This is a genomic window from Brevundimonas pondensis (assembly GCF_017487345.1).
Taxonomy (GTDB): Bacteria; Pseudomonadota; Alphaproteobacteria; order Caulobacterales; family Caulobacteraceae; genus Brevundimonas; species Brevundimonas pondensis.
In genome coordinates, this window is the sequence record NZ_CP062006.1 from 750,001 (window position 1) to 776,840 (window position 26,840).

The 26,840-nt window shown below is 66.2% G+C and carries 27 protein-coding genes, 1 tRNA gene and 2 rRNA genes (1 of these 30 running past the window's edge); 19 read left to right on the plus strand and 11 right to left on the minus strand.

Going from position 1 to position 26,840, the window contains the following annotated elements; translation table 11 throughout:
* The 3 genes from IFE19_RS03980 to IFE19_RS03990 form a co-directional block, all read left to right on the plus strand.
* Positions 1 to 1,683, plus strand: a 23S ribosomal RNA gene (locus tag IFE19_RS03980) (it extends 1,103 nt beyond the left edge of the window).
* A 79-nt stretch (positions 1,684 to 1,762) separates the two neighbouring features.
* Positions 1,763 to 1,877 (plus strand): 5S ribosomal RNA (rrf, locus tag IFE19_RS03985).
* 52 nt (positions 1,878 to 1,929) lie between these two features.
* Positions 1,930 to 2,006: transfer RNA gene (locus IFE19_RS03990), tRNA-Met, on the plus strand.
* Between the two features lie 144 nt (positions 2,007 to 2,150).
* On the opposite strand, the gene IFE19_RS03995 is transcribed toward IFE19_RS03990, so the two are convergent.
* The gene (locus tag IFE19_RS03995; RefSeq protein ID WP_207825903.1) at positions 2,151 to 2,438 is read right to left on the minus strand and encodes a hypothetical protein; all 288 of its coding nucleotides are present in this window, start codon (positions 2,436 to 2,438) and stop codon (positions 2,151 to 2,153) included.
* Between the two features lie 294 nt (positions 2,439 to 2,732).
* Here IFE19_RS03995 and IFE19_RS04000 point away from each other — a divergent pair, with 294 nt between their 5' ends.
* The 5 genes from IFE19_RS04000 to IFE19_RS04020 all read left to right on the plus strand — a co-directional run bounded on the left by IFE19_RS04000 (position 2,733) and on the right by IFE19_RS04020 (position 8,668).
* A complete protein-coding gene (locus IFE19_RS04000; protein WP_207825905.1) occupies positions 2,733 to 3,617 on the plus strand; it encodes a helix-turn-helix transcriptional regulator in 885 nt (294 codons plus the stop codon).
* Between the two features lie 88 nt (positions 3,618 to 3,705).
* On the plus strand, positions 3,706 to 5,895 hold the full coding sequence (locus IFE19_RS04005; protein ID WP_207825907.1) for a TonB-dependent siderophore receptor: 2,190 nt from the start codon (positions 3,706 to 3,708) through the stop codon (positions 5,893 to 5,895).
* A 1-nt stretch (position 5,896) separates the two neighbouring features.
* The gene (locus IFE19_RS04010) at positions 5,897 to 6,304 is read left to right on the plus strand and encodes a cupin domain-containing protein (protein WP_207825909.1); all 408 of its coding nucleotides are present in this window, start codon (positions 5,897 to 5,899) and stop codon (positions 6,302 to 6,304) included.
* Positions 6,301 to 7,404: a PepSY-associated TM helix domain-containing protein gene (locus IFE19_RS04015; RefSeq protein WP_207825911.1), complete on the plus strand. Its 1,104-nt coding sequence runs from the start codon at positions 6,301 to 6,303 to the stop codon at positions 7,402 to 7,404. The genes IFE19_RS04010 and IFE19_RS04015 overlap by 4 nt, the downstream gene beginning before the upstream one ends.
* A gap of 13 nt (positions 7,405 to 7,417) precedes the next feature.
* Positions 7,418 to 8,668: a RhtX/FptX family siderophore transporter gene (locus IFE19_RS04020; RefSeq protein WP_207825913.1), complete on the plus strand. Its 1,251-nt coding sequence runs from the start codon at positions 7,418 to 7,420 to the stop codon at positions 8,666 to 8,668.
* On the opposite strand, the gene IFE19_RS04025 is transcribed toward IFE19_RS04020, so the two are convergent.
* On the minus strand, positions 8,665 to 9,576 hold the full coding sequence (locus IFE19_RS04025; RefSeq protein WP_207825914.1) for a LysR family transcriptional regulator ArgP: 912 nt from the start codon (positions 9,574 to 9,576) through the stop codon (positions 8,665 to 8,667). The two genes, IFE19_RS04020 and IFE19_RS04025, sit on opposite strands and share 4 nt — an antisense overlap.
* Before the next feature lie 68 nt (positions 9,577 to 9,644).
* Between IFE19_RS04025 and IFE19_RS04030 the strand changes: the two genes are divergently transcribed.
* The 3 genes from IFE19_RS04030 (at position 9,645) to IFE19_RS04040 (ending at position 11,932) form a co-directional block, all read left to right on the plus strand.
* A complete protein-coding gene (locus IFE19_RS04030) occupies positions 9,645 to 10,268 on the plus strand; it encodes a LysE/ArgO family amino acid transporter (protein ID WP_207825915.1) in 624 nt (207 codons plus the stop codon).
* A 61-nt stretch (positions 10,269 to 10,329) separates the two neighbouring features.
* Positions 10,330 to 10,974 carry a B3/B4 domain-containing protein gene (locus tag IFE19_RS04035; protein ID WP_225910387.1) on the plus strand — a complete coding sequence of 215 codons (645 nt, stop codon included), beginning with the start codon at positions 10,330 to 10,332 and terminating at the stop codon, positions 10,972 to 10,974.
* 79 nt (positions 10,975 to 11,053) lie between these two features.
* Positions 11,054 to 11,932: a dihydrodipicolinate synthase family protein gene (locus tag IFE19_RS04040; RefSeq protein ID WP_207825917.1), complete on the plus strand. Its 879-nt coding sequence runs from the start codon at positions 11,054 to 11,056 to the stop codon at positions 11,930 to 11,932.
* A gap of 164 nt (positions 11,933 to 12,096) precedes the next feature.
* On the opposite strand, the gene IFE19_RS04045 is transcribed toward IFE19_RS04040, so the two are convergent.
* On the minus strand, positions 12,097 to 12,285 hold the full coding sequence (locus IFE19_RS04045) for a hypothetical protein (protein WP_207825918.1): 189 nt from the start codon (positions 12,283 to 12,285) through the stop codon (positions 12,097 to 12,099).
* Here IFE19_RS04045 and IFE19_RS04050 point away from each other — a divergent pair.
* Positions 12,284 to 12,706, plus strand: a complete 423-nt coding sequence (locus IFE19_RS04050) for a LysR substrate-binding domain-containing protein (RefSeq protein WP_207825919.1) — start codon at positions 12,284 to 12,286, stop codon at positions 12,704 to 12,706. The two genes, IFE19_RS04045 and IFE19_RS04050, sit on opposite strands and share 2 nt — an antisense overlap.
* 78 nt (positions 12,707 to 12,784) lie before the next feature.
* On the opposite strand, the gene IFE19_RS04055 is transcribed toward IFE19_RS04050, so the two are convergent.
* From IFE19_RS04055 to IFE19_RS04075, 5 genes are all read right to left on the minus strand, one after another.
* Positions 12,785 to 14,725, minus strand: coding sequence for a S9 family peptidase (locus IFE19_RS04055; RefSeq protein ID WP_207825920.1), 1,941 nt, complete (start codon positions 14,723 to 14,725; stop codon positions 12,785 to 12,787).
* 144 nt (positions 14,726 to 14,869) lie between these two features.
* Complete coding sequence (locus IFE19_RS04060) at positions 14,870 to 15,493, minus strand: DedA family protein (RefSeq protein ID WP_207825921.1); 624 nt, start codon at positions 15,491 to 15,493, stop codon at positions 14,870 to 14,872.
* Positions 15,494 to 15,495: 2 nt separating this feature from the next.
* Positions 15,496 to 16,215 carry a hypothetical protein gene (locus IFE19_RS04065; RefSeq protein ID WP_207825923.1) on the minus strand — a complete coding sequence of 240 codons (720 nt, stop codon included), beginning with the start codon at positions 16,213 to 16,215 and terminating at the stop codon, positions 15,496 to 15,498.
* Positions 16,212 to 17,135 (minus strand): ABC transporter ATP-binding protein, encoded by a 924-nt coding sequence (locus tag IFE19_RS04070; protein ID WP_207825925.1) that lies wholly within the window; start codon positions 17,133 to 17,135, stop codon positions 16,212 to 16,214. The genes IFE19_RS04065 and IFE19_RS04070 overlap by 4 nt, the downstream gene beginning before the upstream one ends.
* Positions 17,132 to 17,512 (minus strand): GntR family transcriptional regulator, encoded by a 381-nt coding sequence (locus IFE19_RS04075; RefSeq protein ID WP_207825926.1) that lies wholly within the window; start codon positions 17,510 to 17,512, stop codon positions 17,132 to 17,134. Before IFE19_RS04075 ends, IFE19_RS04070 begins: the two co-directional genes overlap by 4 nt.
* Positions 17,513 to 18,005: 493 nt before the next feature.
* On the opposite strand from IFE19_RS04075, the gene IFE19_RS04080 reads away from it, so the two are divergent.
* The 4 genes from IFE19_RS04080 to IFE19_RS04095 all read left to right on the plus strand — a co-directional run bounded on the left by IFE19_RS04080 (position 18,006) and on the right by IFE19_RS04095 (position 22,508).
* On the plus strand, positions 18,006 to 19,580 hold the full coding sequence (locus tag IFE19_RS04080; protein ID WP_207825927.1) for a DUF4153 domain-containing protein: 1,575 nt from the start codon (positions 18,006 to 18,008) through the stop codon (positions 19,578 to 19,580).
* Positions 19,581 to 19,582: 2 nt separating this feature from the next.
* A complete protein-coding gene (locus IFE19_RS04085) occupies positions 19,583 to 20,293 on the plus strand; it encodes a response regulator transcription factor (protein WP_207825929.1) in 711 nt (236 codons plus the stop codon).
* Positions 20,290 to 21,885: a sensor histidine kinase gene (locus tag IFE19_RS04090; protein ID WP_225910389.1), complete on the plus strand. Its 1,596-nt coding sequence runs from the start codon at positions 20,290 to 20,292 to the stop codon at positions 21,883 to 21,885. Before IFE19_RS04085 ends, IFE19_RS04090 begins: the two co-directional genes overlap by 4 nt.
* Before the next feature lie 215 nt (positions 21,886 to 22,100).
* Positions 22,101 to 22,508: a DUF2177 family protein gene (locus IFE19_RS04095; RefSeq protein ID WP_207825930.1), complete on the plus strand. Its 408-nt coding sequence runs from the start codon at positions 22,101 to 22,103 to the stop codon at positions 22,506 to 22,508.
* On the opposite strand, the gene IFE19_RS04100 is transcribed toward IFE19_RS04095, so the two are convergent.
* Genes IFE19_RS04100 through IFE19_RS04110 form a run of 3 tightly spaced genes read right to left on the minus strand, consistent with a single transcriptional unit; the run spans position 22,505 to position 24,518 of the window.
* Entirely contained in the window at positions 22,505 to 23,308 is an 804-nt protein-coding gene (locus tag IFE19_RS04100) for a DUF1295 domain-containing protein (protein ID WP_225910390.1), read from the minus strand. The genes IFE19_RS04095 and IFE19_RS04100 overlap by 4 nt on opposite strands.
* Positions 23,305 to 23,943 carry a cadmium/peroxide/UV radiation responsive anti-sigma factor ChrR gene (gene chrR / locus IFE19_RS04105; RefSeq protein ID WP_207825933.1) on the minus strand — a complete coding sequence of 213 codons (639 nt, stop codon included), beginning with the start codon at positions 23,941 to 23,943 and terminating at the stop codon, positions 23,305 to 23,307. Before chrR ends, IFE19_RS04100 begins: the two co-directional genes overlap by 4 nt.
* Positions 23,940 to 24,518 (minus strand): sigma-70 family RNA polymerase sigma factor, encoded by a 579-nt coding sequence (locus IFE19_RS04110; RefSeq protein WP_225910391.1) that lies wholly within the window; start codon positions 24,516 to 24,518, stop codon positions 23,940 to 23,942. The genes chrR and IFE19_RS04110 overlap by 4 nt, the downstream gene beginning before the upstream one ends.
* Between IFE19_RS04110 and IFE19_RS04115 the strand changes: the two genes are divergently transcribed.
* Genes IFE19_RS04115 through IFE19_RS04125 form a run of 3 tightly spaced genes read left to right on the plus strand, consistent with a single transcriptional unit; the run spans position 24,517 to position 26,806 of the window.
* Positions 24,517 to 24,708 (plus strand): hypothetical protein, encoded by a 192-nt coding sequence (locus IFE19_RS04115; RefSeq protein WP_207827735.1) that lies wholly within the window; start codon positions 24,517 to 24,519, stop codon positions 24,706 to 24,708. The genes IFE19_RS04110 and IFE19_RS04115 overlap by 2 nt on opposite strands.
* Complete coding sequence (locus IFE19_RS04120) at positions 24,681 to 26,006, plus strand: NAD(P)/FAD-dependent oxidoreductase (RefSeq protein WP_207825936.1); 1,326 nt, start codon at positions 24,681 to 24,683, stop codon at positions 26,004 to 26,006. Before IFE19_RS04115 ends, IFE19_RS04120 begins: the two co-directional genes overlap by 28 nt.
* A complete protein-coding gene (locus IFE19_RS04125; RefSeq protein WP_207825937.1) occupies positions 26,003 to 26,806 on the plus strand; it encodes a DUF1365 domain-containing protein in 804 nt (267 codons plus the stop codon). The genes IFE19_RS04120 and IFE19_RS04125 overlap by 4 nt, the downstream gene beginning before the upstream one ends.
* Positions 26,807 to 26,840 lie beyond the last annotated feature (34 nt).

Below are 26,840 nucleotides of genomic sequence, written 5' to 3' on the forward strand. Positions count from 1 at the left end.
GCAGCCATCCTTTAAAGAAAGCGTAACAGCTCACTGATCAAGCGATCCTGCGCGGAAAATGTAACGGGGCTAAAGCCATGCGCCGAAGATATGGGTTTGCAGTTTACTGCAAGCGGTAGCGGAGCGTTCCGTAAGCCTGTGAAGGTCAACCGTGAGGTTGGCTGGAGGTATCGGAAGTGAGAATGCTGACATGAGTAACGATAAACAGTGTGAGAAACACTGTCGCCGAAAGACCAAGGGTTCCTGCGTAAAGCTAATCTGCGCAGGGTTAGTCGGCCCCTAAGGCGAGGCTGAAAAGCGTAGTCGATGGGAAGCAGGTAAATATTCCTGCACCAGCTGGAAGTGACGGATGGCATAACTTGTAAGGGCTTATTGGATTGTCCTTGCAGGGGCGTTGTCCCTGGAAATAACTCCAGCAGAGACCGTACCCGAAACCGACACAGGTGGTCAGGTAGAGCATACCAAGGCGCTTGAGAGAACTGTGCTGAAGGAACTCGGCAAATTGCACGCGTAACTTCGGAATAAGCGTGACTCACCCTGCGCAAGCAGGAATGAGTGGCACAAGCCAGGGGGTAGCGACTGTTTAGCAAAAACACAGGGCTCTGCGAAGCAGCAATGCGACGTATAGGGTCTGACGCCTGCCCGGTGCCTGAAGGTTAAAGGGAGGAGTGAAAGCTCCGAACTGAAGCCCAGGTAAACGGCGGCCGTAACTATAACGGTCCTAAGGTAGCGAAATTCCTTGTCGGGTAAGTTCCGACCTGCACGAATGGCGTAACGACTTCCCCACTGTCTCCAGCACAGGCTCAGTGAAATTGAATTCCCCGTGAAGATGCGGGGTTCCCGCGGTCAGACGGAAAGACCCTATGAACCTTTACTATAGCTTCGCCTTGGCGTTAGCGACCGTATGTGTAGGATAGGTGGGAGGCTATGAAACCGGGGCGCCAGCTCTGGTGGAGCCATCCTTGAAATACCACCCTTACTGTCGTTGACGTCTAACCGAGGGCCGTTATCCGGTCCCGGGACATGGCGTGGTGGGTAGTTTGACTGGGGCGGTCGCCTCCCAAAGTGTAACGGAGGCGCGCGATGGTGAGCTCAGAGCGGTCGGAAATCGCTCGTCGAGTGCAATGGCATAAGCTCGCCTGACTGCGAGACTGACAAGTCGAGCAGAGACGAAAGTCGGCCATAGTGATCCGGTGGTCCCGCGTGGAAGGGCCATCGCTCAACGGATAAAAGGTACTCTAGGGATAACAGGCTGATTTTGCCCAAGAGTCCATATCGACGGCAAAGTTTGGCACCTCGATGTCGGCTCATCACATCCTGGGGCTGGAGCAGGTCCCAAGGGTATGGCTGTTCGCCATTTAAAGTGGTACGTGAGCTGGGTTCAGAACGTCGTGAGACAGTTTGGTCCCTATCTGCCGTGGGTGTTCGAAGCTTGAGAGGATCTGTCCCTAGTACGAGAGGACCGGGATGGACATACCTCTGGTGGACCTGTCATGGCGCCAGCCGTGCAGCAGGGTAGCTAAGTATGGAATAGATAACCGCTGAAAGCATCTAAGCGGGAAACTAACCTCAAAACAAGGCTTCGCTGAGGATCGTGGAAGACTACCACGTTGATAGGCCAGGTGTGGAAGTGCGGCGACGCATGAAGCTTACTGGTACTAATAATCCGATCGGCTTGATCGTTTCTCAGCAAAACTCATTCGGTTCTACTTGCCGATAATAAAACGCGACGATGTCTTCTTCTTCTTATGTGTCTGGTTGACCCCGTGGCTATGTCGGAGGTTCCACACCCGATCCCATTCCGAACTCGGTCGTTAAGCCCTCCAGAGCCAATGGTACTTCGTCTCAAGGCGCGGGAGAGTAGGTCGCCGCGGGGTCTACCAGATACATAAGAACTCGAACCCATTCTTCCTTCGCACACCGCCTTGCCGCGGGATGGAGCAGCCCGGTAGCTCGTCAGGCTCATAACCTGAAGGTCGCAGGTTCAAATCCTGCTCCCGCACCCAAACATCAAAAGCCCCGCTGCCACTCGCCGCGGGGCTTTTTGTCGTCTGCCGCTCCACCCAGCGCCTGCTGCGCCGCCAGGCTGCCGTGAACCTCCAGCTGGAACTTGCCCAGGCGTTCCAACGGGATCAAGTCCACACTGTCGATCAACTGGTGCAGTTCGGCGCGTAGATCTTCGCCAGTGTCGCCCTCCAGGGCTTGCTGCAGGTCGCTCGCCAGCCGCCAATAGGCCCCGGCTGGTCGTGGCCGGCGCAGTGCAGGCTCGAGGCGTGCGGCTGGCAGGACTCGTATCCGTGGCTGTGGCCGGGCAGGCCGTATTCGCTGCGCTGTTCCGTATAGGCGGCGCTCAGATAGCCGCCTTCCTGCCTTTCGACCTGATCAGGGGCCAGGGCTTCAGCGCCGCGATGGCGGGGGCGGCCATGCAGACGTGGCATGTGAGCCGCACCGAAAGTCGCCCCCTCGCTTAGACTCCAATTGCTGCGCCTGGCGGTCACTTCGGGACGTTGAGAATATCACCGGAATCTCGCTGTGACGGCGGCGCGCGGTCGCCCGACGACGCCGCAGGCCGCTGAAGGCGTCGTGGGGAGCCGTTCGCGACAGAAGGCTGGGCGAGAGCTAGTTCATTGCGAGTTGCAAGGCTGGCGAGGGTCTCGCTGCGAGCGGGGGGGCATTGCGCGGTCAAGTCGATGGTGCGTGTCATTCGCATGTTGACGTGCTAGGCCTTGGTCATGGGTTCCGTTCCCGATCATCAGGCAAGAGTTCCGGCGCAGTGGTCCGCAAGGCCCTTGGCCGCATTCGACATGAATGGCGGTGAAGCGGCCTTCATTCAGCCGACGCATGATTGCGAAACCCTGGATGCGGGTCTGAAGATCGCCCTGGTGCTCGAGGGTGACTTGATCGTGCGGGTGGATGAAGGCGCGCCGGCCCGGCTCAATGGCGCTTCGCTGTGCCTATTCGTGGGGCGCGAACCCTGGCGACTGGATCATGAATATGCCGCCGGAAGGAGCCTGCGCTACGTCACGCTGAACCTCGACGCCTCTCTTTTGGAGGCGGAGGCCCTGGATTCGGGGGCGGCTCTGGCGGCCGCGGCCGAAGACGGACCGGTTTCGGCTTTCAGAAGCTCGCCGCCGTCCTCCATCGCCGCCATCGGAGAGCAAATTCTGAGTTGCCCGATGCAGGGGGCGGCCCGGACTCTCTATCTGGGCGGAAAGGGGCTGGAGCTGACGGCCATGGCCCTCGATCATTTCGTCCGGGGCGAGGCGAGGGCGGGGGCGACCTCGCTCGGTGCGGCCGAACTGCGCCGGGTGGTGGTTGCGCGTGAAATGCTGGATGCGGCGCCGGGACGGGCGCCGTCGCTGTCGGAGCTGGCGCGCGGCGCGGGACTGAACGTGCGTAAGCTCACGGCGGGATTTCGCGCTCTCTACGGCATGAGCGTTGCGGAGTATCTGAGAGAGCGACGAATGGTCGAAGCGTGGCGGAGTCTGTCCAGCGGCGCTTGCGACGTGACCCGGGCGGCGGAAGACGCCGGCTATGCGCTGCCGCATTTCTCGGCCGCCTTCCTGCGACGTTTCGGCGTCCTGCCCAGCGCCATGCGAAGTCGTTCCTCGATCTGAAAACATAGTCCGGCGATCTGAAAGACACTGCGGCGACGAGTGCTTATTAGGCTCCAACTGATAATCATTCGCATAACGAGTCGCCGTCATGTCTCTCCCCGTTCAGATTTTCTCCTCCCGTCGGGGGTTGCGCGCCGCTGTGTCGATGGCCGCATTGGGGGCGGGGGTGGGGCTGGCTTCTGCCTCGTCGGCCCAGTCGACGCAGGACGCTGAACACGCGACGACCGTCGCAGATGTCGTGGTCACGGCGGCCTTGGCGCCCGCCGCTGGCGCGGCTCTGAAGATGCCGCTGAAGCTGAGCGAAATTCCACAGACCGTCAGCATCATCGATCATGAGCGAATCGAGCAGCAGGCGTTGGTTTCGCTGGATGATGTGATGAGCAATGCGCCCGGCGTCACGGTTCAGCCGGGCACGCGGCTGCGCACCGCCTATTATTCGCGCGGCTTCTCCATCGACACCCTGAACTTCGACGGCATTCCGACCTCGGGCTGGAACGAGGCGGTCAATACCGAGGACATGGCCATCTATCAGCGCGTGGAACTGCTGCGCGGCGCCAGCGGCCTTTTGCAGGGGTCCGGCAATCCATCGGGCACGATCAATCTCGTGCGCAAGCGCCCGGGACGGGACTTCGCCGCCCAGGGCGCCGTCAGCGGCGGACGCTGGAACAACTGGCGCGTAGAGGGCGATGTCGGCGGCCCGCTGGCGGCGGACGGCGATCTGCGCGGGCGGCTGGTGGCGGTCTATGAAGACCGCGACTTCTTCTATGACACGGCCCATCGGCAGAAGGGTCTGATCTATGGGACGGCCGAGTGGAACGTGACGCCGCGCACCGTCCTGGCCGCGACCGTCAAATGGCAGGACGTCCAGGACGACGGCGCCTACATGGGCGTGCCGCGCTACAGCGACGGGGGCGTCATCGACCTGCCGCGTCGTTTCTATCCGGGGACGGGGTGGGATCGGCGGAACTGGAACAACACCCAGTCCTTCCTGGAGCTGCGCCACAGTTTCGCCGGCGATTGGGAAGGTAAGATCTCGATCAGCCGCATCGACGGCGACAGCGACCTGACCTACGCCAGCGCCCTGGGCGCGGTGAACCGGGCGACCGGCAAGGGGCCGATCCTCTATGGCGGCGCCTACGACTTCACCAATGAAGAGACGGACCTGGACGCCTATCTGTCCGGCACGGTCGGGGCCTTCGGACGGCGGCACGAGATTGTGCTGGGCGCCAACTACTGGGACGGCAAGACCCACCAGACGGCCTATAATCTGGCGGGGCTGATGGGGCCGGTCGATGTCTTTACCTGGAACCCGGCCGCCGCGCCGCGCGCGACCGGCAAGACCTATTCCGGCGAGCAGACGACCACCACCGAGCAGTATGGCGGTTATGGCGTGGCGCGGCTGCACCTGACCGATCCGCTGACCCTGGTGCTGGGCGGGCGGCTCAGCTGGTGGGAGACGACGACCGATCGGCGTGCGACCATCGGCGGCCCGCTGACGCCGACGGGCGGCTACAAGATCGACGGCCAGTTCACCCCCTACGTCGGCCTGGTCTGGGCGGTGGATGAGGTCTTTTCGCTGTACGCCAGCTACACCTCGATCTTTACGCCGCAGAACAGCCTGACCTGGGACGGCAAGGTCATCGACCCGATGACGGGCGCGAACATTGAGGCCGGGGTCAAGGGCGAGTGGTTCGGCGGGCGGCTGAACGGTTCGCTGGCGGCCTTCCGCATCCTTCAGGAAAACCGCGCCCAGCTGGACCCGGACCATCCGTGCGCGCCGGGCATGACGTGCGCCTATGTGGCCGAGGGCGAGGTTGAAAGCCTGGGGCTGGACGCTGAACTGGCCGGGCGGATCAGGCCCGACTGGACGGTGCAGGCGGGCTACACCTACGTCGAGACGGAGTACAAACGCGACCGCACGGCCGCCGGGACGCCCAGCGGCAACGAGGGCCGGCCCTTCTCGCGCTTCACTCCGCGTCATCAGTTCAAGCTGTGGACCCATTACACAGGCCTGATGGACGGTCGGCTGTCCGTGGGCGGCGGCGTCATCGCCCAGAGCAAGGCTCAGGCCGTCGCTGGCGCCGTGGTGATGGAGCAGGGCGCATATGCGGTGGTCAATGCGCGCGCCGCCTGGCGTCTGAACCCGCGTGCAGAACTGTCGCTCAACGTCAACAACTTGTTCGACAAGAGCTATTTCACAACCTTGGGCGGCGTCAGTTGGAACAACTGGTACGGCGAGCCGCGCAACGTCCTGATCACCCTCAGGGCGTCCTATTGAGATGCCGGGCCGAATAGAGCCGTTCGTCGCGCAAGATCATCTGATCCTGCTTGACGCTGAAGGCGCGGCGGCGCCCCTGCTGCGGTCGGTCGATGCCTGGCGTCGCGTCAACCGCAGTTCTGACGGGCGCGTCATCGGCTTCAGCCGGCCGCAGATCGCCGAGGATCTCCACCCCGACAAATGGGAGATGCATCCCTCCGGGGACGAATTCCTGCACCTGATCGAGGGCGAACTGGAGGTGGTGCTGGATCGGCCGGGCGAGGATGCGCGTCTGACCCTGACGCAGGGCGGGGCGGTGGTGGTGCCGCGCGGCGTCTGGCACCGACTGCTGCTCAGACAGCCGTCCGCCCTGATGTTCGTGACGCCGGGCGGCGGCACCCGGATGCGTCCCGTGGATGCCGACGCGTGAACTGGCGAGCCCTGTTCTGGCGGCTCCATCGTTGGGTCGGCCTGGCTTGCGCCGCCGTCTTCCTGGTCGTGGCCTTGACGGGAACAGCCTTGTTGATCGAGCCGCAGATCAACCTGAAGGGCGCGGTGCGCCTGGATGATCCGGCGACGTCTCTGGCGGGGGTCGAGACAGCGCTGGGGCGCCTGGCCGTGGATTATCCGCATCACCAACCGGGTCTGATCCTGCCGGGCTCGACGTCGCAGCGCAGCTGGCAGGTCGGCCTGCGACCCGCATCGGGTGAAGGCCCGGCCCTGAGCGCCGAGTTCGACCCCGGCAGCGGCCGCGTGCTGCGCGTCGACAAGGCCGAGACGTCGCTGCGGGACGTGCTGCTGAAACTGCACAACAGCCTGTTCCTGGGCGTGACCGGCAAGCTGGTGGTGCTGGCGATGGCGCTGGGCGTCATTTGCTTGACGATCACGGGCGTCGCCATGATGCGGCGGCGTTGGAAGGCCCTGACATCCTCGCCCTTGGCGCCGCCGCTGCGGGCGCGATCGCTGCATCACTGGACGGGGCTGGTCGGCGGCCTGTTCATCGTGCTGTGGGCCTCCACCGGCTTCATGTTGCTGGTCTACAAGAGCCTGCCCGAGTTCGGCGTCGGCTCGACAGTGAAGGCCCGGTCAGCGCCCGCGTCAGAGGCCGCGCCCGAGACTCAGGCCGTGCAACCGACGGCGCCTCAGGCTTCCCTGTCGCAGATGGTCGAGGCGGCGCTGGCGCTTCATCCGGGCGGCGAGGTGCAGGCCCTGAGCCGCAGTCCCCATGGCGTCATGGTGATCGTATTGAACCGCGACGCGGCGCCGTGGCGCAAGTCGACGACGGTGGCCTTCGACGCGGCGGGCGCGCACGTGCCCGCGCGCGAACCGCCGGGCTTCATGAAGGTGATGATCGCCGCCAAGGCCCTGCATACGGGCCTGTGGGAGCGATCATGGCTGCACGCCGTCTATGTCCTGTTCAGTCTGACGCCTATCGCCGTGGTGGTGACCGGCCCCTGGCTATGGCTGCGCCGCCGCAGGCCCGCCCGCAACAAGGCGGAGCGTTCGACGCGCCGCATCCCCTCTGCATGATCCCGAGTTGGCCATGAAAAAGCACGATCGTCTGACGCCTGAATCCGCACGTCTGCTGTTGACGGTGGCGACGCTGTATCTGGCGCAGGGCATTCCGTTCGGCGTGGCGATGGAGGCCCTGCCGACCCTGTTGCGCAAGGACGGCGCCTCGCTGGCGGCGCTGGCCTGGCTGCCACTGGTCGGCCTGCCGTGGGTGCTGAAGGTGCTTTGGGCGCCGTGGGTCGATAATCTGTGGTCGCCGCGACTGGGGCGGCGGCGTAGCTGGATCCTGCCCATGCAGGCGATCGTCATCCTGTGCCTGCTCGGCGCGGCGTTGGTCGGCCTGACCGAGAAGACGGCGCCGGTCGTCGTCGGTCCGTGCGTGCTGGCGTCGCTGGCCAGCGCCACCCAGGACACGGCCACCGACGGTCTGACGGCCGAGCGTTTCGGCGGCGTCATGCTGGCGCGGGCCAATGCGCTGCAGGTGGCCTGCACCATGATCGGCTTCTTCGTAGGCGGCTCCGGCGCATTGATCCTGAGCGGCCTGGTCGGACGTTCGGCGGCGCTGCTTGCGTTGGCGATGGTCGTGGCGGTCGGCTTTGCTTTGGCCTTGATGATGCAAGAGGCGCCGCACGCCGCGCCGGTGCGTGGACAGCGGGCCAGCCTGCGTCGGCTGCTGCGTCGACCTGGGGCGGGCTCTATCCTGGCGACGGCCCTGTTCACGGCGCTGACGGCGGCGTCCGGTTTCGGTCTGGCCAAGCTGTGGCTGGTGGACGCAGGCTGGCCGGTCGAGCAGATCGGTCTTTACGGCATGGTCGCGGGCGCCACGACCATCATCGTCGGCTGCGGCGGCGCGGCATGGCTGATCGGGCGGGTTGGTCTGTTCCGCGTGTTGACCGCCGGGGTGGTGTTGTGCGCGGCAGGGCTGGCTCTATGGTTGGGCGTGGCGTCTGGCGCGATCCCGGCGGCGCATCCGGTCATTCTGGCGGCCATGATGATCGGCGCTGCGGGAAGCGGTTCAGCCTCGGTCGGCGCCATGACCCTGGCCATGCAGTTCGCGGCCCGCGATGATCAGGCGGGCACGGACATGACCGCCGTCCAGAGTTCGCGTGATCTGGGCGAGATCGGCGCCTCCTCCGTCATGACCGGGGTGGCTGCGGCGGGGGGATACACGCTCGCGTTCATCATCGGCCTGCTTCTGGGGGGCTCGGCGCTTGGCGCCGTTGCGAGCGCGCGCAGGACGCTGGCGATGAAGAGGGACCAAGGTGCTCGCAAGGATGTTTAAGCGTCTGCTTCGGGGACGACCAACCAATCCGCGGCCTCTTCGCGCACGGCCTTGGTCAGGTCTTCGATCAGGCGAGTGGTGATGCGTAGGTGCTGCCAGAAGAGCGGAACGTCGATGGTGACGCCAGGGACGAGATCGACCAGTCGTCCAGACGCGATCAGCGGCGCGGCGAGGCGTTCCGGAGTCAGTGACCAACAGACGCTGGCCAGGGTGAAATCAAGGAAGCCCTGAGTGGACGGCACCCAGTGGGTCGGCCCCTTGATTGCTTGGCCTGCGACCTTTTCCGTCCATTTCAATTGCAGCCGGTCGCGAGGGCTGAACCTGAGGACCGGCGCCTCGGCGAGGCGCTCAGCTGTCACGCCCTCTGGAAAGTAGCGATCACGGAAGTCAGGCGTGGCTGCGGCCACGTAACGCAGCGAACCCAGCGACAGGGTGCGACAGCCTGCTACCGCTTTTCCCGCTGTCGTCACGGCGGCGATGACCTCGCCAGAGCGTAGTCGTTCGGCGGTGTCGGCCTCGTCGTCCAGGACCAGAGACAGGGTGTTCGGTTTAACGGCGGCGAAGCGGGCCGCCGCGCCCGGAAACCAGGTGCCGAGGCTGTCGGCGTTGAGCGCGATCTTCAGCGTCGGGCGCGCACCGCCGAAGGCGGCGGCCCAGACCGGATCGCCCGCCAGCATGTCGTGCTCGAGCAAGGTCACCTGGTCGAGGTGTGCGGCCAATCGTGCGCCCGCTTCGGTTGGTCGGCAGGGCGTGCCCCGAATGACTAGCGGCAGGCCCAGACGTTCCTCCAGACCTTTCACGCGCTGGGAGACGGCCGAAGGCGTGACCGACAGGGTTTCAGCGGCCGCGTCGAAGGAGCCGGTGCGGATGACGGCGGCCAAGGCTGCGAGAGCGGGATAGTCGAGCATTAGGATGGCTAATCTACCCTAAGAAGGATTAGTTCGGCTACGGCTGATCGACGTGCGATCAGCCGCTTATGTTCCTCTCCGTTCTTCCTCCCCTGGCGAAGGGCTTCGCCCTGTCGGCCAGTCTGATCGTGTCCATCGGCGCGCAGAACATGTTCGTGCTGCGGCAGGGGCTGAAGCGCGAACACGTCCTGCCGGTGGTGCTGTTTTGCGCCGCCGCGGATTCGGTTCTGGTGATCGCGGGCGTGAACGGTCTTGGTCGCCTGCTGGCGGCGGTTCCCGGTTTGTCGATGGCGCTCAGCCTCGGCGGCGCAGCCTTCCTGTCCTGGTATGCCATCGGCGCCTTTCGACGCGCCGTGCGGCCAGCGACCTTGGTGGTGGAAGGCGATAGCCGGCTCTCGCTGGCTGCCGCCCTGGCGGCCACGGCCGCCTTCACCTTGCTGAACCCCCACGTCTATATCGACACCGTCATGCTGATGGGCGCGGTCGGGTCGAGCCTTCCGGAAAACCAGCGCACCTTCTTCATTATCGGCGCCTCGAGCTTTGCGGCGATCTGGTTCGCTTCGATCGGTTTCGGCGCGCGTTTTCTGGCGCCGCTTTTCGCTCGGTCTGCCGCCTGGCGTGTTCTGGATGTCGTCACTGGCCTGATGATGACCGCCATCGCGCTGATCCTGGTGCGCGGCGCCTTCGCCTGACCTGGCCCATCTCATCGAGGTTCAGATGCATTCACCCGTCATCTCGCCTCAAATCTACGCCATGCGACCCGATTTCGCGGCGCTCAGCATCAGCGTCGTCGGTGCGCAAAATGCGGCGAGCGATCCCTGGTGCACGGAACAGCTTCGACTGGCCTGTGCAGACGAGGGGCCGGAATGGCTGGAGGCTCATTTGGAAGCCTGGCGTGACGCCTATCGGGCTTTCGGCGCCAAGCCCCAGCGGACGCCGTGCTCGGTCGAGGCCTTGCGCAAGCGAGCGCTGCGGGACGGTATTCTGCCGCCCATGAACGCTGTCGTCGACCTCTACAATGCGATCAGTCTTCGCTACGGCCTGCCGATCGGTGGTGAGGACGCTCATGCTTATTCCGGGACGCCACGGCTGGTTGTTGCGGGCGGCATGGAGCCCTTTGATACGACCCGGAGCGGCGAATCTGAGGTGGAGACCGTGGAGGCCGGCGAGGTTGTCTGGTGTGATGACCGCGGCGTCACCTGCCGGCGCTGGAACTGGCGCCAGGGCGTCCGCACCCGCATCACCGATGAAAGCACAGCCATGTGGTTCGTCCTCGAGCGACTGGAGTCCATGCCGATCTCTGCGCTGCTTCAGGCCGGGGAAGACCTGATCGCAGGATTGAAGCGTCTGGCTCCCTCCCTGGAAGCGACGATGCAGTTGCTCCGGCGCCCTGATTGATCGTCACAAAGCGAAGCCAAGCCTGATTTGAACCGAGCGCCGAACCTGACCTCATGGGCGTGGATTGTGGAGATTTTGCATGGCGCTGTTTTCGGGCCTCTCGGCCTTTCCCATTACCCCGATGACGTCCGGAGGCGAGGTGATCGCGCCTGATCTTCAGCGGCTCGTGCGCAGGATCGAGGCGGGCGGCGCCGATTCCGTCGGTCTGCTGGGCAGCACCGGGACCTATATGTTCCTTAGCCGTGATGAGCGGCGGCGCGCGGTGGCGGCCGCCGTAGAGGTCGCGGTTTCCATTCCGATCATCGTCGGCGTCGGGGCAATGCGGACGGATGAAGCCCAGGCCCTGGCGCATGACGCGGCGACAGAGGGGGCGGCCGGCTTGCTGCTCGCGCCGGTCAGCTATACCCCGTTGACCGAGGAAGAGGTCTTCCGCCATTTCCTTGCGGTCGCGTCCGCCACTGACCTGCCGCTCTGCATCTACAGCAATCCGGGCACGACGAACTTCACCTTCAGTCCGGACCTGGTTGCACGCCTGACTGCGATCCCGAGCATAGCCGCGATCAAGCTGCCGCTGCCTGCGAACGGGAGCATTGCATCCGACCTGGCGGCTTTCCGGGCGGCGGCGCCCGACCTGTCCATCGGCTACAGCGGCGATTGGGGTTGCAAGGAGGCGCTGCTGGCGGGGGCCGATTGCTGGTACAGCGTGGCGGGCGGACTGTTTCCAGAACAGGCCGCCGCCCTGACGACGGCGGCCATGAAGAATGATCGGGAGACGGCGGGCCATTGTGATGACGTTTTCGCCGACTTGTGGAAGCTGTTCCGCGAGCAGGGCAGTCTTCGATTGATGTACGCGGCTGCGAACTTGATGGGGCTGACGCAGGCACAACCGCCAAAGCCGCTGCAACCGCTGGAAGAGACGTTGCAAGCTCGGCTCGCCCGCGTGTTGCCAAACTCCTGAGCCAGCGGATGGCGGGGATCGATCGTGCTCTCAATGCTCAGTGGTTGATCTGTTCGCGATGAGGAACATGGCCGCACGACGTCAGTATCAACTCCGTCCCGCCTGCGCCGGCACATGACCCACCCGCCCCCAGCGCTCAAGCTGGAGGCGGATGAGGTGAGAAGTCAGGCGCTCAGCCTGGCCGTGAAGAAGGGCGCCAGGACGGAGACGGCCTCGGCGACGTATTTCTCGCCGTCGTAGAGGTCCATGTGGTTGGCGCCTTCGACGACGTGCAGGCTCTTGTCCGTGCTGGCGGCGCGGGTGCGCGAGGCGGTGGCGGACAGCATGATCGCCGTGCCGATAAGTCCGCCCATGCGCCTGGCGGTGGTCGGCTCGCCCGCCTACCTGGCCGTTCGTCCGGCGCCGCAGACACCCCATGACCTCGACAGCCACGAATGCGTCGCCTTCCGGCCCGGCGTCCAGGGGCCGATCATGAAGTGGGAATTCAGCGACCCTGAGACCGGCCGGGATTTCACGATCGAACCGCCGACGGTCTTCATCACCAATGCGGATGAAACCATGCTCAGCGCCGGCCTCCAGGGGCTGGGCCTGGTTCAGCACATGGAGTGTGTGGTGCGCGAGCATGTCGCCGCCGGCGCCCTGATCCCGGTGCTGGACGCCTGGTGCCCGCCCTTCGACGGCTTCGATCTCTACCTGCCCTCCCGCGAGCAGATGGCGCCCAAGATGAGGGCCCTGGTGGACTTCCTCATCGAGAAGCGGCGCGCGCTCGAATAGGCGGGCGGCAATGACTGGCAGATCGATTGTCGTGTTTAAGGAACGATGCCAATGACAGCTGTTCGCGCATTCCGGGTGCTAGCGTTCCGATCTGGACGGTGAGCCTACATAGCGATTCAGGAACTTCAGATAGGCTTCCTGAGCCGTCACCCGGTTTTCGCGTCGGCGAAAGCCATGCCCTTCGTCGGGAAAGACCACATATTCCACCGGCGTGCCGTTGGCCCTGACGGCAGCGACCATTTCATCACTTTCGATCTTGAGGACGCGAGGGTCGTTGGCGCCCTGAACGACCAGAAGCGGTTTGACGATGTTCGCGGCGTGGAACAGGGGCGAGATGCGGCGGTGGCGCTCGGCGTCGGTCGCGGGGTCGCCCATCTCGTCGTAGAGGGCGGTGCGGCGCGATTCAGGCAGGCGCGCGGCCTCCTCCAGGGTGCGGGTCCAGTTGGTGACGCCGAAGATGTCGATGGCGGCCTCAAAGGCCTGGGGATGGAAGGCCTGTGCGGCCAGGGCCAGGTAGCCGCCGTAGGAGGCGCCCATCACCGCCACCTGGTTGTCGGCGACCCAGTCCTGATCGCGCAGCCATTGGCCGCCAGCGACCACGTCGCGCAGGTCGGCCTCACCGTGGGCGCGATTATCCATGCGGAAGAAGGTCTTGCCGTAGCCCGACGAGCCGCGATTATTGACCGCCAGGACGGCGTAGCCGTGATTGACCAGATGCTGGATGATCGGCGAATAGTCCCGGCGCGCCTGACCGCCCGGTCCGCCGTGAACCATGACCACGCCCGGCGTCGGCGCGTCGGCCGAGGCTCCCTTGGGGCGATAGAGGTTGGCCGGGATCGTCACTCCGCCTTCGCCCTGGAAGTGAACGACCACGGCCTCGACGAGGTCTTCCTCCTTCATCGCCGGGTTCAGGGCATGGGTCAGCCTTCGGGTCTCGCCCGTCGTCAGGTCGGCGACGAAGACGTCCGCGGGCGAGGTGGAGGAGGACACGGTGAAGACGATTTGTCCTTCGTCCTGGCGGAAGCGCACCGCGCCGATGTCGCCCGCCGGGACGCCCTTCAGGGCGATGGGCGCGCCGGTGGTCATGTCCGTGACGGTCATCTCCGTCCGAGCGTCGGCGTTGAAGGCGGACACTCGGTATCGGCCGGACGGAGAGAAGTGGGCGGCGATGACGTCCCAGTCGCCTTTCAGCTCCTCGGTGATCGCGCCGTCGGCCAGGGCGTAGCGATAGGCCCGACCGAACTCGCCCACGCCGTCAGAGCCGAAAATCAGGGCGGAAGAATCGGGCGTGAAGTCAAAGACATGATGGCGGACCATCTCGACATGAGGGGTGATCAGGCGAGGCTCGCCCCCCTGGGCCAGGTCCGCGAGATAGAGGTCGCTGTCGGCCGAGCCGGACTGTCGGCGCAGGGCGATCCAGCGTCCGTCTGGCGAGATCGCCTCGATCAGCATGCCGGGGTTCTGAAACAGCAGGCGGCTTTCGTAGGTGATGGGATCGAGCGCCAGGATGTCCGGGGCGCGGCGATCCGGCGCCGTGGACGTGATCCAGATCGTGGACCGATCGCCGCTCCAGCCCAGCAGGTCCGACGTCACCCGCCCCTCGGGCGTCAGGTCGCGCAAGCCTCCGTCGCGTTCGCGCACATAGAGACGAGTGCGTTCGTCGCCGCCCTTGTCCGAGATCACCAGGGTCCGCTCGTCCCCAGGAAACCAGCTCAGGGCCTGTATGGCGTTGGTGGTCGAAGTCGTCAGGGCTACGGGGTCTCCGCCGTCCACCGGAACGGCGTAGGCGTTGAACACGCCCGATCGGTCGCTGGTCATCAGGACGAACCGGCCGTCGGGAGAAAAGGCGAGGCCTGAGCCGCCGGCCAGTCGGTGGTCGATCGTCTCATAGAACTGCGCGGCGCTGTAGGCGGCGGGCCTGGAGGCCGAGGCTTCGGCGACGGCGGCGGTTCCTGCGGCCAGAGCCAGAACGAGGCTAGACGCCAGGCATGCGAAAAGGCGCGCTTGTGAGCGGGTCATGGAAGGTCTCTGTGATGGAGGGATAGGAAGGCGGTCAGGACCGCGAGCGTGGCCGGCTCAAGGCGACGGCGCAGCAGATCAGGAGCCAGAGGCTTGTGCCGAGAAGCAGTTCAGGAACCTCGACAGACAGAAGAAGGGGCGCGGTCATGTCGGGCGCGGAATTTCGCCTGATTGATCATCGAGCAGGGGCTGGAGGATCAGCAGGCAGCCCAGGCTCATGACGGCGACGGCCGCAATCCAGGGGCCAGGATTCCACCCGTTCAGGCCGCCGGCTGCGACATACCCCGGCGCCAGCATGGCGGGCGTCCAGATCAGGGCCGACAGTACATTGGCGACATGGAAACGGCCCTTGCCCATGCCGGTCGCGCCGGCGATCAGGGGGACGACGGCCTGGAGGGGACCCAGGAAGCGCCCCATGAAGATGGACGCCGCGCCGTAACGCCGGAAATAGAGGCGGGCGCGGGCCACCGACTTGCGCTGAGACCGCAGACGCCTGTGGCGCCAGATCGCCGGTCCCGCGCGCCGCCCCAGATGATAGGACAGGGCCTCGCCCAGGACGGCGCCGACGCATCCCCAGAACAGCACCGGCCCCAGCGGCAGGAGCTCGGTCGCCACGAGGACGCCCGTCGCCGCCATCAAGGCGGTGGCCGGCACGAAGGCGCCGACCAGCACCAGGGATTCTCCGAAGGTCATCAGGCCCAGCAGAGGTCCGGCCCAGGCGGCGTTTCGTGCGATGAAGGCGGCGGCGTCGTGAATGAAGCCTTCCATCCTCAGCCCTCCCTGTGACGCAGGGAGACCAGGGCGACAGCGGTCAGGCTCAACCCGAACCAGAACAGCAGGGCGACGGCCCAGTTCATGCTCGACGCGCCGCCGCTCAAAACGCGCTCCAGCCCCAGATCGCCGTGGAGGATGACCTGGATCGAGGGCTCCAGAGGGGCGCTGAGGTCGAAGGCCGAGAGCAGGGCGAAAGCCAGGACCAGGCCGAGGCTCCAGCGCAGCGGATGACGCAGGGCCAGAACCAGGGCGCTGCCCAGCAGGTAGGCCGTCGCCACGGACCCCAGCGGAACCAGCCACCGCCAGGCCGCCCCGATGGTCGGTGAACCCGCCGCCAGCGCCAGAAGGTTGAAGAGGATAACGACGGCCGCCGCCAGACCCAGGGCCCAGACCGCGCCGGCGCAAACCCTGATCAGGATGTGCTTGCGGCGCTCGACGGGCATGAACAGGAAGTCGCCGCGATCGAACAGCCGCTCCTTGCTCCAGAGCCTGAAGGGCAGAAGGAAGGCGGCGGCCGGCAGCAGGAAGTTCAGCTCAGTGGGGTAGTCCAGGGCCGCGTCGCGCTGCATCAGCAGGCCCAGGGCCATGATCGCCGTGGGGCTGAGGATCAGGGCCAGGCCGATCAGCTCGGGGCGCAGGATCCGGCCCATCTTCCTGAGCTGCAGTTGAAAGACGGCGGCCGCGCGCGGCGGCTCGTGCTGAAGGCTGGAATTCATGACGCCGCTCCCTGGCGCATCAGATGGACGACGGCGTCGTGGAGGGTGAGGGAGGCGATATCCCGAACCTCGCCGCCGGATGCGGCGATGCGTGCGGCGACCTCTGTCTCGTCGCCGCGGATGACCCAGCTGTGCTCGCGGCCGAACCGGCTGCGATGCAGGACATTGGAAATGTCGGGCGCGGTCTCCCATCCCTCGGGTGCGCGGATGCGATAGGCCTTCACGGTGTCCCGCAAGGCGTCGCGGGGCGCTTGTGTCGTCAGGCGACCGTGGGACAGGACCCCGACCTGATCGACCAGGGCGTCCAGTTCATAGATCAGGTGAGTGGAGACCAGGATGGTGCAGCCGGTCTGGGACAGATGATCAGAGACTAGCTCCAGCACCGTGTCGCGCGCCGCCGGGTCCAGACCGTCGCTGGGCTCGTCCAGCAGCAGCAGGGGCGGGCGGTGCGCCAGGGCGGCCACGATCTGCGCGCGCCGCGTCTGTCCCTTGGACAACTGGCCGATCCGCCGAGAGACGTCGATGTCCAGACGACGACACAGGGCGTCGGCGTACCCGGCGTCCCAGGCCGGGTAATAGACGGTGCGTTCGGCGAGCCAGCGCTCCACCGTCATCCAGCGCGGCCCCATGCCGAAGCCTTCGGGCACATAGCCGACGCGGGCGCGGACGCGCGCGCCGTGCCGGTCCGTCGCCAGACCCGTGACCTCGGCCCGGCCGCTCGTCGGCTGTTCCAGATTCAGGAGAAGGCGCAACAGGGTGGACTTCCCGGCCCCGTTCTCGCCCGCCAGCATATAGACGGCGCCTTCGGGAACCCGGAGGTCGACAGCCTCCAAGGCGGTGGATCGCCCATAGAGCTTGGACAGGGCGTGGGTCGCGACGGCGAGGCTGGCTTCGTCGATGGAAGGGGAGGGCGTGGTCATTTGAGCGGGGCTTTCGAGGAGTCGACCGAGCGGATCGCCTGAATGAACTGTTCCGTGTTCAGGCCCAGGCGCGCGGCCTCGACCAGCGACCGTTGCGCCAGTTCATGGGCCAGGGCGGTACGGTCGTCGTCGATCTGGCGCGCGGAGCCGACGAAGGTTCCCTGTCCGCGCTGGACATAGGCCAGGCCCTCCCGCTCCAGTTCGCGATAGGCCTGGGCCACCGTGTTGGGGTTGACCTTCAGGCTGGCGGCCAACTGGCGGACGGAAGGCAGGGGATCGCCGCTGACGAGCGCGCCGGCGGCCATGCCGCGCCGGACCTCGTCCATGATCTGGACGTAGATGGGGCGACTGTCCGATGGGTTGATAGAGAAGCTCAATGCGGGATGTCCGATTGGTGTATCGGTGAACTAATACACCAATCTGAGGTCGTCAATACACCGACTGCCTGCAAGGAACTGGGAGACGGACGGTTCACTAACCGGTCGTCAGTCCCCGACGTGAACTCGGATATCGTAACTCAGTGAACGCAAGGACTTGCTGGTCCGGCCATTTCGAGGCGGGGAGGCGACAGCTGCGTCCACGCGTTCGACCCGGTCGCCTGCATTCTCCAGGATTTCACGGAGATAGAGGCCGTTCACGCCCCCCAAAACAAACCTCAAACTCGCCCCCTCAGCTGCACCATGCGCCCTGCCACCATCAAGGGTGGTGCAACTCGGGTCTAGTTTGTTTGCGATTTGGCGGTGCGGTTCCCGGCCCCTCTGTCTGCACAGGTTCTGCATGGCTTCTGCTGTGAAGCTCGACCGTCCAATCATCGCGGCTTGATGCCGCGTGGCGACAAGGGCGTCTCTGAAAAGGAGGCGCCGTCCGCCCGTGTCCATCTCATCCCTTCGATCCTCTTTCTGGCTGAAGGTCGCCATAGGGTTGCCGCTTGTCGCTGCAGCTGACGCCCTGTTCTTCATGCATCGGCCCGGCGCGACCCTGGGTTTCTTCGCCCTGGTGTGGCTGGCGGCTTCGGCCCTGTTTCGGAAGGGCTGGGTCAGGGACCGGCGGGGGCTGGCCGCAGCGGGCGCGGCGGCGGCTCTGGCCATGGTGATGATCGACCGGCCGGGCCTTCTGGCCTGGGTGCTGTTCGGCCTCGCCCTGATGATCGCGGTGCAGTCGGTGCGGGTCCGGGATGGCGAAGAGGCCTGGCGCTGGGCCCAGAGGCTGGTCGTTTACGCCGTCGTGGCCGTGGCTGGGCCGTGGATCGACCTGTTTCGCCTGAACCGGAACAGCCGGAAGCGCGGGCGCACGCTGAAACTGTCGGGGGCGGTCCGCCTGCTGCTGCTTCCGGTTGTGGGCGGGGCGGTGTTCCTGGGCCTGTTCGCCAGCGCCAATCCCTTGATCGGCGAGCTCCTGAGCCGGCTGCGGTTGCCGCCGCTGACCGGGGATACGGTGGCGCGCGTCACCTTCTGGCTGGCGACGCTGATCGCGATCTGGGGTGTTCTTCGCCCGCGCTGGCGGCGTCGACTGATCGCACTGCCGTCGTTGCAGGGACGCGCCGTCCCTGGCGGCGCGGCGGCCTCGGTCACCCTGTCGTTGGTGGTGTTCAACCTGCTGTTCGCCGTGCAGAACGGCCTGGACCTGGCCTTCCTGTGGAGCGGCGCGCCTCTGCCCGAGGGTGTGAGCCTGGCCGAATACGCCCATCGCGGCGCCTATCCGCTGATCGTCACGGCCCTGTTGGCGGGCCTGTTCGTCCTGGTCTTCCTGAGGCCGGGGTCGGAGACGGCGGCGCGTCCTCTGGTTCGCGGGCTGGTCATGCTTTGGGTCGGGCAGAACCTGCTGCTGGTGGCCTCCAGCCTGCTGCGCACGGCGGACTATATCGAGGTCTATTCCCTGACCCGGTTCCGCATCGCGGCCATGATCTGGATGGTGCTGGTCGGCGTCGGTCTGGCCCTGATCTGCTGGCGTCTGCTGACGAACAAGAGCGCCGACTGGCTGATTAACGCCAACGTTGTCGCCGCATTGCTGGTGCTGACGATCGTCAGCGCCGTCGACCTGGGGGCGGTGGCGGCGTCCTGGAACGTGCGCCATGCGCGTGAGATCGACGGCCAGGGGGCGCAACTCGACCTCTGCTACCTCGACAGCCTGAACGGCGCGGCCCTGGTTTCCCTTGTTGAACTGGAGCAGCGCGCGGCGGACCCGGTGTTAAAGGATCGTGTCGCCGCAGTCCGCGCCCGCCAGATGGCGACGATGCAAGCGCATCAGGCCGACTGGCGGGCGTGGCGCTGGCGGGATGCACGAAGGCTGGAGCGCGTGGCGCGGCTGGCTGCGTCTCAGCCGCTGACGACGCCGGTTCCGGGGCGGCGTGACTGCGACGGATGGATCATGCCAGCGGCCGTGGCCGTCCCCACGATCGCGCCGGCGCCTGTCGCTCCCCCGTTGACCTCTGAAGCCGGAGCCTGAACATGGCGATCATGCAGCGCACAGTCCTGGTCGTCGACGACGACCCGCATATCCGCGACCTCCTGACCTTCGCTCTCGGCAAGGCGGGGCTGGCCACGCGCGAGGCCGGGGACGGCGAGGCGGCGCTGGCCGCCATCGCAGAGCGGGTCCCGGACCTGGTCATCTTGGACATCAACATGCCGCGCATGGACGGGATCGAGGTCTGCCGACGTATCCGCGCGCAAGGGCAGCTTCCGGTCCTGTTCCTGTCGTCGCGCGACGACGAGATCGACCGTATTCTGGGGATCGAGCTGGGCGCTGACGACTACGTGGTCAAACCGTTCAGCCCGCGAGAAGTGGTGGCCCGCGTCGCCGCCATCCTGCGCCGGGTGAACCTGTCGCCGCCGCCCCCGCCGCCGGGCGCGGTGCGGATCGGCCGTCTGTCGCTGGACACGGATGGCTGGCGTTCGCGTTGGGATGATCGGGAGGTGGCGCTGACCATCACCGAGTTCGGAATCCTGAAGGCTCTGGCGGCGACCCCCCAGATGGTCTTCACGCGCGACGCCATCATCGACCGCATCCATGGACCGGGTTTCGCCCTGACCGACCGGACCATCGACAGCCACGTGCGCAATCTGAGGGCCAAGTTCGCGGCCTTCGGCGCCTCTGACGTCATCGAGACTCGTGCGGGGGTCGGGTATCAGATGGGGCCCTGTCGCGGTCAGGCGGCGTGATCGGCGGCGCCGTCCAACAGGCGCGGGCCTTCGTACGAGCGCATTGGCCCGCCTTGCGTCTGCGCACCATCCTGCTGTCGGTCCTGTTTTTCGCAGCTGTCCTGCCAGGCGCCGGGGCCATTTTTCTGCGGGTCTACGAAAACACACTGGTCCGCCAGACCGAGGCGGAACTGATCGCCCAGACGGCGGCCCTGTCGGCGGCGGCCGAAACCCTGTGGCCCGGTGCGCGCGTCATCACCCCGACCGAGGCCCAGCGGGCGGCGCCGGACTATTTTCGACCAGAGCCGGCGGCCATCGACCTGCGCTCTGATCCCATACTAGCGCCGCGCCCACCGGCGCGTGTCGCATCGACGCCGCCGGACCCCGAGGCCCTGGCCGCTGCAGCGATCCTGACGCCGATCCTGGACGAGACCAGTCGAACCACCCTGGCCTCCATCGTCCTGATGGATCGCAACGGCGTCGTGGTGCGCGGCCTGGGCCGAGGCGGAACCTGGCGCGATCTGCCGGAGGTCAAGGCGGCCCTGTCCGGTTCGCCTTCAACGGTCCTGCGCCGCAACGCGGCCTACCAGCCGCGATATCAGATGGAATGGCTCAGCCGCGCCTCGGGACTGCGCATCCATCACGCCCGGCCTGTGGTGGTGAACGGTCGGGTCGAGGGCGTTATCCTGACCTCGCGGTCGCCGCGCGCCCTGTTCAAGGGCGTCTATCAGGACCGCGGCAAGATCCTGTTCGGAATTGTCGCCGTTCTTGGCTTGCTCAGTGTTCTGGCGGTCGTGGTTTCGCGCGGCATCGCCCGCCCGATCGAGGCCCTGCGTCGGGTCGCCCGCGACGTCACCAACGGCGGGGGGAAGGTGCCGCCGCCGCCCGCGACAGCGGCCGTCGAGATCCGCGACCTCTACGAAGACTTCGGCCGGATGGCCGAGGCCGTGGACCGCCGTTCCCGCTATCTGCGCGACTTCGCCGCCGCTGTCAGTCATGAGTTCAAGACGCCGTTGGCGGGTATCCAGGGCGCTGTCGAACTCCTGCAGGACCACGGCGACGACATGGAAGCGGAGCAACGCAGTCGTTTCCTCGGCAACATCGATTCCGATGCGCGGCGGCTTTCCGATCTGGTCACGCGTTTGCTGGACCTGGTGCGCGCCGACATGGCGCGCCCTGAGGCGGGCGCGGCGGTCGCCCTCCAGCCCGTCGCGGCCCGCGTCGCCGACGCCCTGAAGGGCGATCTGGCGATCACAGTCGATCTGCCCGCCGACCTGCCCCAGGTCGCCGTGCCTGGGGCCAGCCTCGAGATGGCCCTGACCATCCTGCTGGAGAACAGCCGCCAGGTGGGGGCGAGCGAGGTGGTGATCACAACCCGTATTGAGGCCGACCAGGTGCGCTTGTTCGTGACGGATAATGGGCCGGGCGTGGCCGCAGGTGACGTCGAGCGGATCTTTGAGCCGTTCTTTACGACCCGTCGCAGCGAGGGCGGCGCTGGTCTGGGCCTGTCGATCGCGCGTTCGCTGCTGCGGGCAAACCGCGCCGATCTAGAGTTGGTGACGTCGGCGACCGGAGCGATATTCCAGATCGTCTTGCCGCGCGTACAGGCCTAAGCCCATGACGGGTTGGCTGGACGGGCAGGTCGGGTCGAGCGCGGGCAGGTGGTCCGGATCGCGCAGGTCGCGAAGGCGGAAGAGCGCTCTGTGAGAGAAGCCGCCGTGTTCAGCCTGCTCCTTTGACCCCGCACATGATTGCGTGGCTTCCGTCCTGAGACCAATCCACCAGGGCCATGTGGGCGTATCTGTCCGCAAGCTGACGGGACTGCGCCATGAACATAGCCATCGCCTATCTTCTCACCCTGGTCGTTTTCGCCGTGATTGACACGGCCTGGCTGGGCGCCATGGGAGACCGACTCTACCGTCCGCTGATCGGGTCCATGCTGGCGGAGAACTTCCGGTTGGCGCCCGCCGTCGCCTTTTACGCCCTCTACGCCGCGGGTATTACGATCTTCGCCGTCCTGCCGGGTCTTGCCGAAGGCGGTTGGAAGAAGGCGCTGTTATGGGGCGGGTTGTTCGGCCTCTTCGCCTACGGAACCTATGACCTGACCAATCTGGCCACGCTCAAGACCTGGAGCCTGAAGCTGTCGCTGATCGATATGGCCTGGGGCGTCTGCGTCAGCGCGGGGTCGTCGTCGATCGCCTGCGCCCTCGCCATACGCCTGCTTCGCGCGGCCTAGCGCTTCGGGGGACGGGGAAAGAAGCGACTGGTGCGCCGGGCGTAGGCCGCGAATGCCTCGGGGCGCGACCGGCGCATGTGGGCCTCCAGCAGGGGGACGCCCGATACCGCGGTCAGCAGCCAATAGATGTAGGCGGGACCGGTCAGGGCCAGCCAGCCCAAGGGCCAGGAACCGCGGAGGTCGATAGCGAAGATCGGCCAGGCGCACCACCCCAGCCATTCGAAGAAGTAGTTGGGATGCCTTGACCAGGCCCAGAGGCCGACATCGCAGACGCCGCCCCGATGGGCGGGGTCGGCCTTGTAGGCGGCGAGCTGACGATCGGCGACGGTTTCTCCGATCAGGGCCGATATGAAGAGCAGGGCGGCGGCGCCGTCCTGAAACCCCAGTCCCGGCGTGGGATTGCGCGCCGCCGCCAGCACGCTGAGCGACAGGAAGGCGGCGGCTCCGGCCTGAAGCATAAGGAAGCCGAACATCTTCGACTGGAAGCCTGGGCCCCATTCGATACGAAGCCGAGCGTAGCGCGCGTCCTCGGTTTCGCGGGCGGCCCGGCGGGCGATGTGAAGACCCAGCCTCAGACCCCACAATCCGATCAGAACGGCGGCCAGCCATTGCCGCGCGGAGGGCGGCGATCCGTCCAACGGGAACAGGGCGACGCCGACGCCGGCCAGGCCTAGTCCGAAGGACCAGAAAACGTCGGCCCAGCCACCCTGTCCGGTGCGGCGCTGAACCAGCCAGGCCGCGCTCATGACAGCGACGAGAAAGAGCGCCGCCGCACCCCAGAGCGGCAGCAGGGGGATCACAGCCGCACGAAGGGCTGCATCAGCCGCCCCAGCCAGCCGTCGAGCTGAATCTCGCCGTCCAGGGCGACGACGCAGAGACAGGGGATGGCCGACACGACCCGAGGCTGGTGCAGGACCTCATGATCGGCTTCTTCCAGATCGCCGACATCGAACCGTTCGGTCTCGGTGGCGTAGGCGCCGGACAGGACGCAGGTCAGTTCGATCCCGCCGTGGGTGTGACGCGGCGTCTCGCGGCCGGGATCGATCTTCAGCAGGATGACCCGGCAGGCGCCGTCGCGAGGGGCGTGGACGTCTCGCGCCCGAATGCCCGGGCCGATCCAGCGCCAGGGCCCGAGAGCGTATCGCCTCAGCGGCTCGGGCAGGTCGGGCATGTCATTGAGCGGAGAGGGGGCCTTCACCTCTCCGGCGTCGGTCTCGATGAGGGTCATGGCTCTGGACAGCGCGTCGGCGGACAGGGCGACGGGGGAGGCTTCTTCAAGGAATTCGCCGCCGACCGCCTGAAGCCGGCGGACCCAGGCGTCGTTGGCCGGGCGCAGGGCCAGATGGGCGGCGACGACTACGGCTTCGGGCGGACTGAGGGTTCCGGCCGCATAGGCGAGCAGCCGCTCTTCGGATGGGTTCCCGTTCGGGTTCATCGGAACGCCTCCCCGGATGGTTCGAGGATGAGGCGGAGCTTGATCATGGCGTTCCGGATACGGGACTTGACTGTGCCCAGAGGCAGGTCGAGCCGCCGGGCGATTTCGGAATGGGGACTGTCCATGAAGAAGGCGAGGCGCAGCACCTCGACCTGATCAGGTTTCAGGCGCGACAAGGCGTCGCGAATGCGTTCGGCGTCTTGTGAAGCGGACAGGATGTCGTCTGGTTGCCGCACCTCGGGGTCGGCCAGATCGATCTCCGGCGTCGGCAGGGGACGGGCGTCACGGCGCAGCATGTCGAGCCGGCGGTTGCGGGCGATGGTGAAGATCCACGTCGCGGCCCGGGCCTTCCTGGCGTCGAACAGATCGGCCTTGCGCCAGACCGTCAGCATGGTGTCCTGGGCGAAGTCCTCGGCCGCGGCCGCGGTGGCTCCCGCTTTGATGAGCCAGGCCTTCAGGCGGGGCGCGTAATAGCTGAACAGCTCGGCGAAGGCCTGGCGATCACGTCGCAAGGCCACCGCCTCGATCAGGCGGTCGTGCGCAAAGGCGTCCGGCGCGGAGCCGTCGGCGCTCATGCGGCGCAAGGTCCTGGCTGAAGATGCGAATGAGGCGGCCTCGACATGCATGGAGCCTAATACGCTTCGGGAAAAAGTCTGGATCATTCGCAATCCGATCGGGATCTGGCTGCGTAATCAGGTCAGCCTGCAAAGCCCCGGCAGGCGTGTTCCGGAGCCGCCATGCCACATTCCTTCGATCGCCCGTTGAAGATCGCCGTGGTCGGCTCGGGCGTCGCAGCCCTGTCGTCGGCCTGGCTTCTTTCTCAACGGCACGTGGTGACGCTCTACGAGAAGGCGGATCGCCTCGGAGGCCATTCCCACACGGTGCGCGCCGGGACCGCGACCGGTGAGATGGCGGTGGACACTGGCTTCATCTGCTTCAACGACGCCACCTATCCCAATCTGATCGCCCTGTTCACGCACCTGGGCGTCGAGACCCGCGCGACAGACATGTCCTTCGCCGTGTCACTGGACGATGGGCGTTTCGAATATGCGGCGCCCGGTCTGTTCGCCCAGCGCCGCAATGTCCTGCGGCCGCGCTTCTGGTCCATGCTGAGCGAGATCCTGCGCTTCTATAGGGAGGCCCCGACCGACCTCATCGGCCTGTCCGATCCCGATCTGACGCTGGGCGGCTATCTGAAGCGCCAGGGGTTCAGCGAGGCCTTCCGCGACGATCACCTGCTGCCGATGGCGGCGGCGATCTGGTCCTCGCCCGCCCACACCCTGATGAACTATCCCGCTGAGGCCTTCATCCGCTTCTGCAGCAACCATGGCCTGCTCAAGTTGGTGGGACGGCCGCTGTGGAGGACGGTGGAGGGCGGTAGTCGTGTCTATGTCGAGCGTCTGGCGCGCGAGATCGGCGATGTGCGGTTGAACCGGGGCGTGACCGCTGTGCGCCGGGTCGAGCAGGGCGTCATGGTTCATGACAGCCGAGGCGGAGTCGAGCGCTTCGACCATGTGGTCATCGGCGCCCATGCCGATCAGGCCCTGGCCATGCTGGCCGATCCGACCGCCGGGGAAAAGGAGGTGCTGGGCGCCTTTCGTTACAGCTGCAACCTGACGGTCCTTCACACCGACGCCGGCCTGATGCCGCAACGCCGCCGGGCCTGGTCCAGCTGGAACTATATCGGCGCTGAGGACGGCCTGTGCGTCACCTACTGGATGAACAGGCTTCAGGGTCTGCCGGGCCAGGACCTGTTCGTCACTCTTAACCCGCCGCGCCCGCCGCGTCCCGATACCTTGCTGCGCAGCGAGCTTTATGAGCACCCCGTCTTCAACCCCGCCGCCATCCAGGCCCAGAAACAGCTGTGGAGTCTGCAGGGACAGGGCGGGGTCTGGTTCTGCGGGGCTCATTTCGGCGCGGGTTTCCACGAGGACGGCCTGCAGTCGGGCCTGGCCGTGGCGGAGCAACTGGGCGGCGTGCGGCGTCCCTGGTCGGTCGAGAATGAAAGCGGCCGCATCCATCTCACGCCGGCTTCCGTCCGGGCCATGGAGGCGGCGGCGTGACCCAGGCCTCGGCCCTCTACCGCGGCGGCGTCATGCATCGGCGGCTCCGCCCCAGGGCGCATCGGTTGAACTACCGCGTCTTCTGGTTGTTGCTGGACCTGGCCGAGATCGATGGACTGGACCAGAGGCTGCGCCTGTTCTCGCGCAATCGGTTCAATCTCCTGTCCTTTCATGACCGGGATCACGGCGACGGCTCCGGGGCGCCGCTGCGACCGCAGATTGAGGCTCTTCTCGCTCGTGCAGGGATCGAGATCGGCGATGGACCGGTACGCTTGCTGACCATGCCGCGGGTGTTCGGGTACGTCTTCAACCCGATCAGCCTCTACTACTGCCATCACGGCGACGGTCGGCTCGGGGCCATGGTCTATGAGGTGACCAGCACCTTTGGCCAGCGCCACGCCTATGTCATCCCGGCGCCCGATGAGGATCAGGCGGCGGGTCTGATCCGACAGGGCGCGGCCAAGGCCCTCTATGTCTCGCCCTTCATGGGGATGGAGATGGACTACGCCTTTCGCGGTCATGCGCCGGGCGCCCGGCTGGACATGACCATCGACGGGCTGGACGCCGAGGGACTTCTGATCACCGCCGTCATGTCTGGCGAGCGACGAACACTCCAGGACCGGACGCTCTGCTCGGCAGCGCTGGCCCTGCCCCTGATGACCCTGAAGGTCACGGCCGCCATCCACTGGGAGGCGTTGAAGCTCTGGCTCAAGGGTGTCCGCCTGACCCGTCGGCCGCCGCCGGCTTCGGAACCTGTCACCATCCAGCGCCGGGCTCGTGAGAGCCGCTTCGCGCGTTGATCCTGCGCCGCCCAGAACAAGGCCGACGGACCCC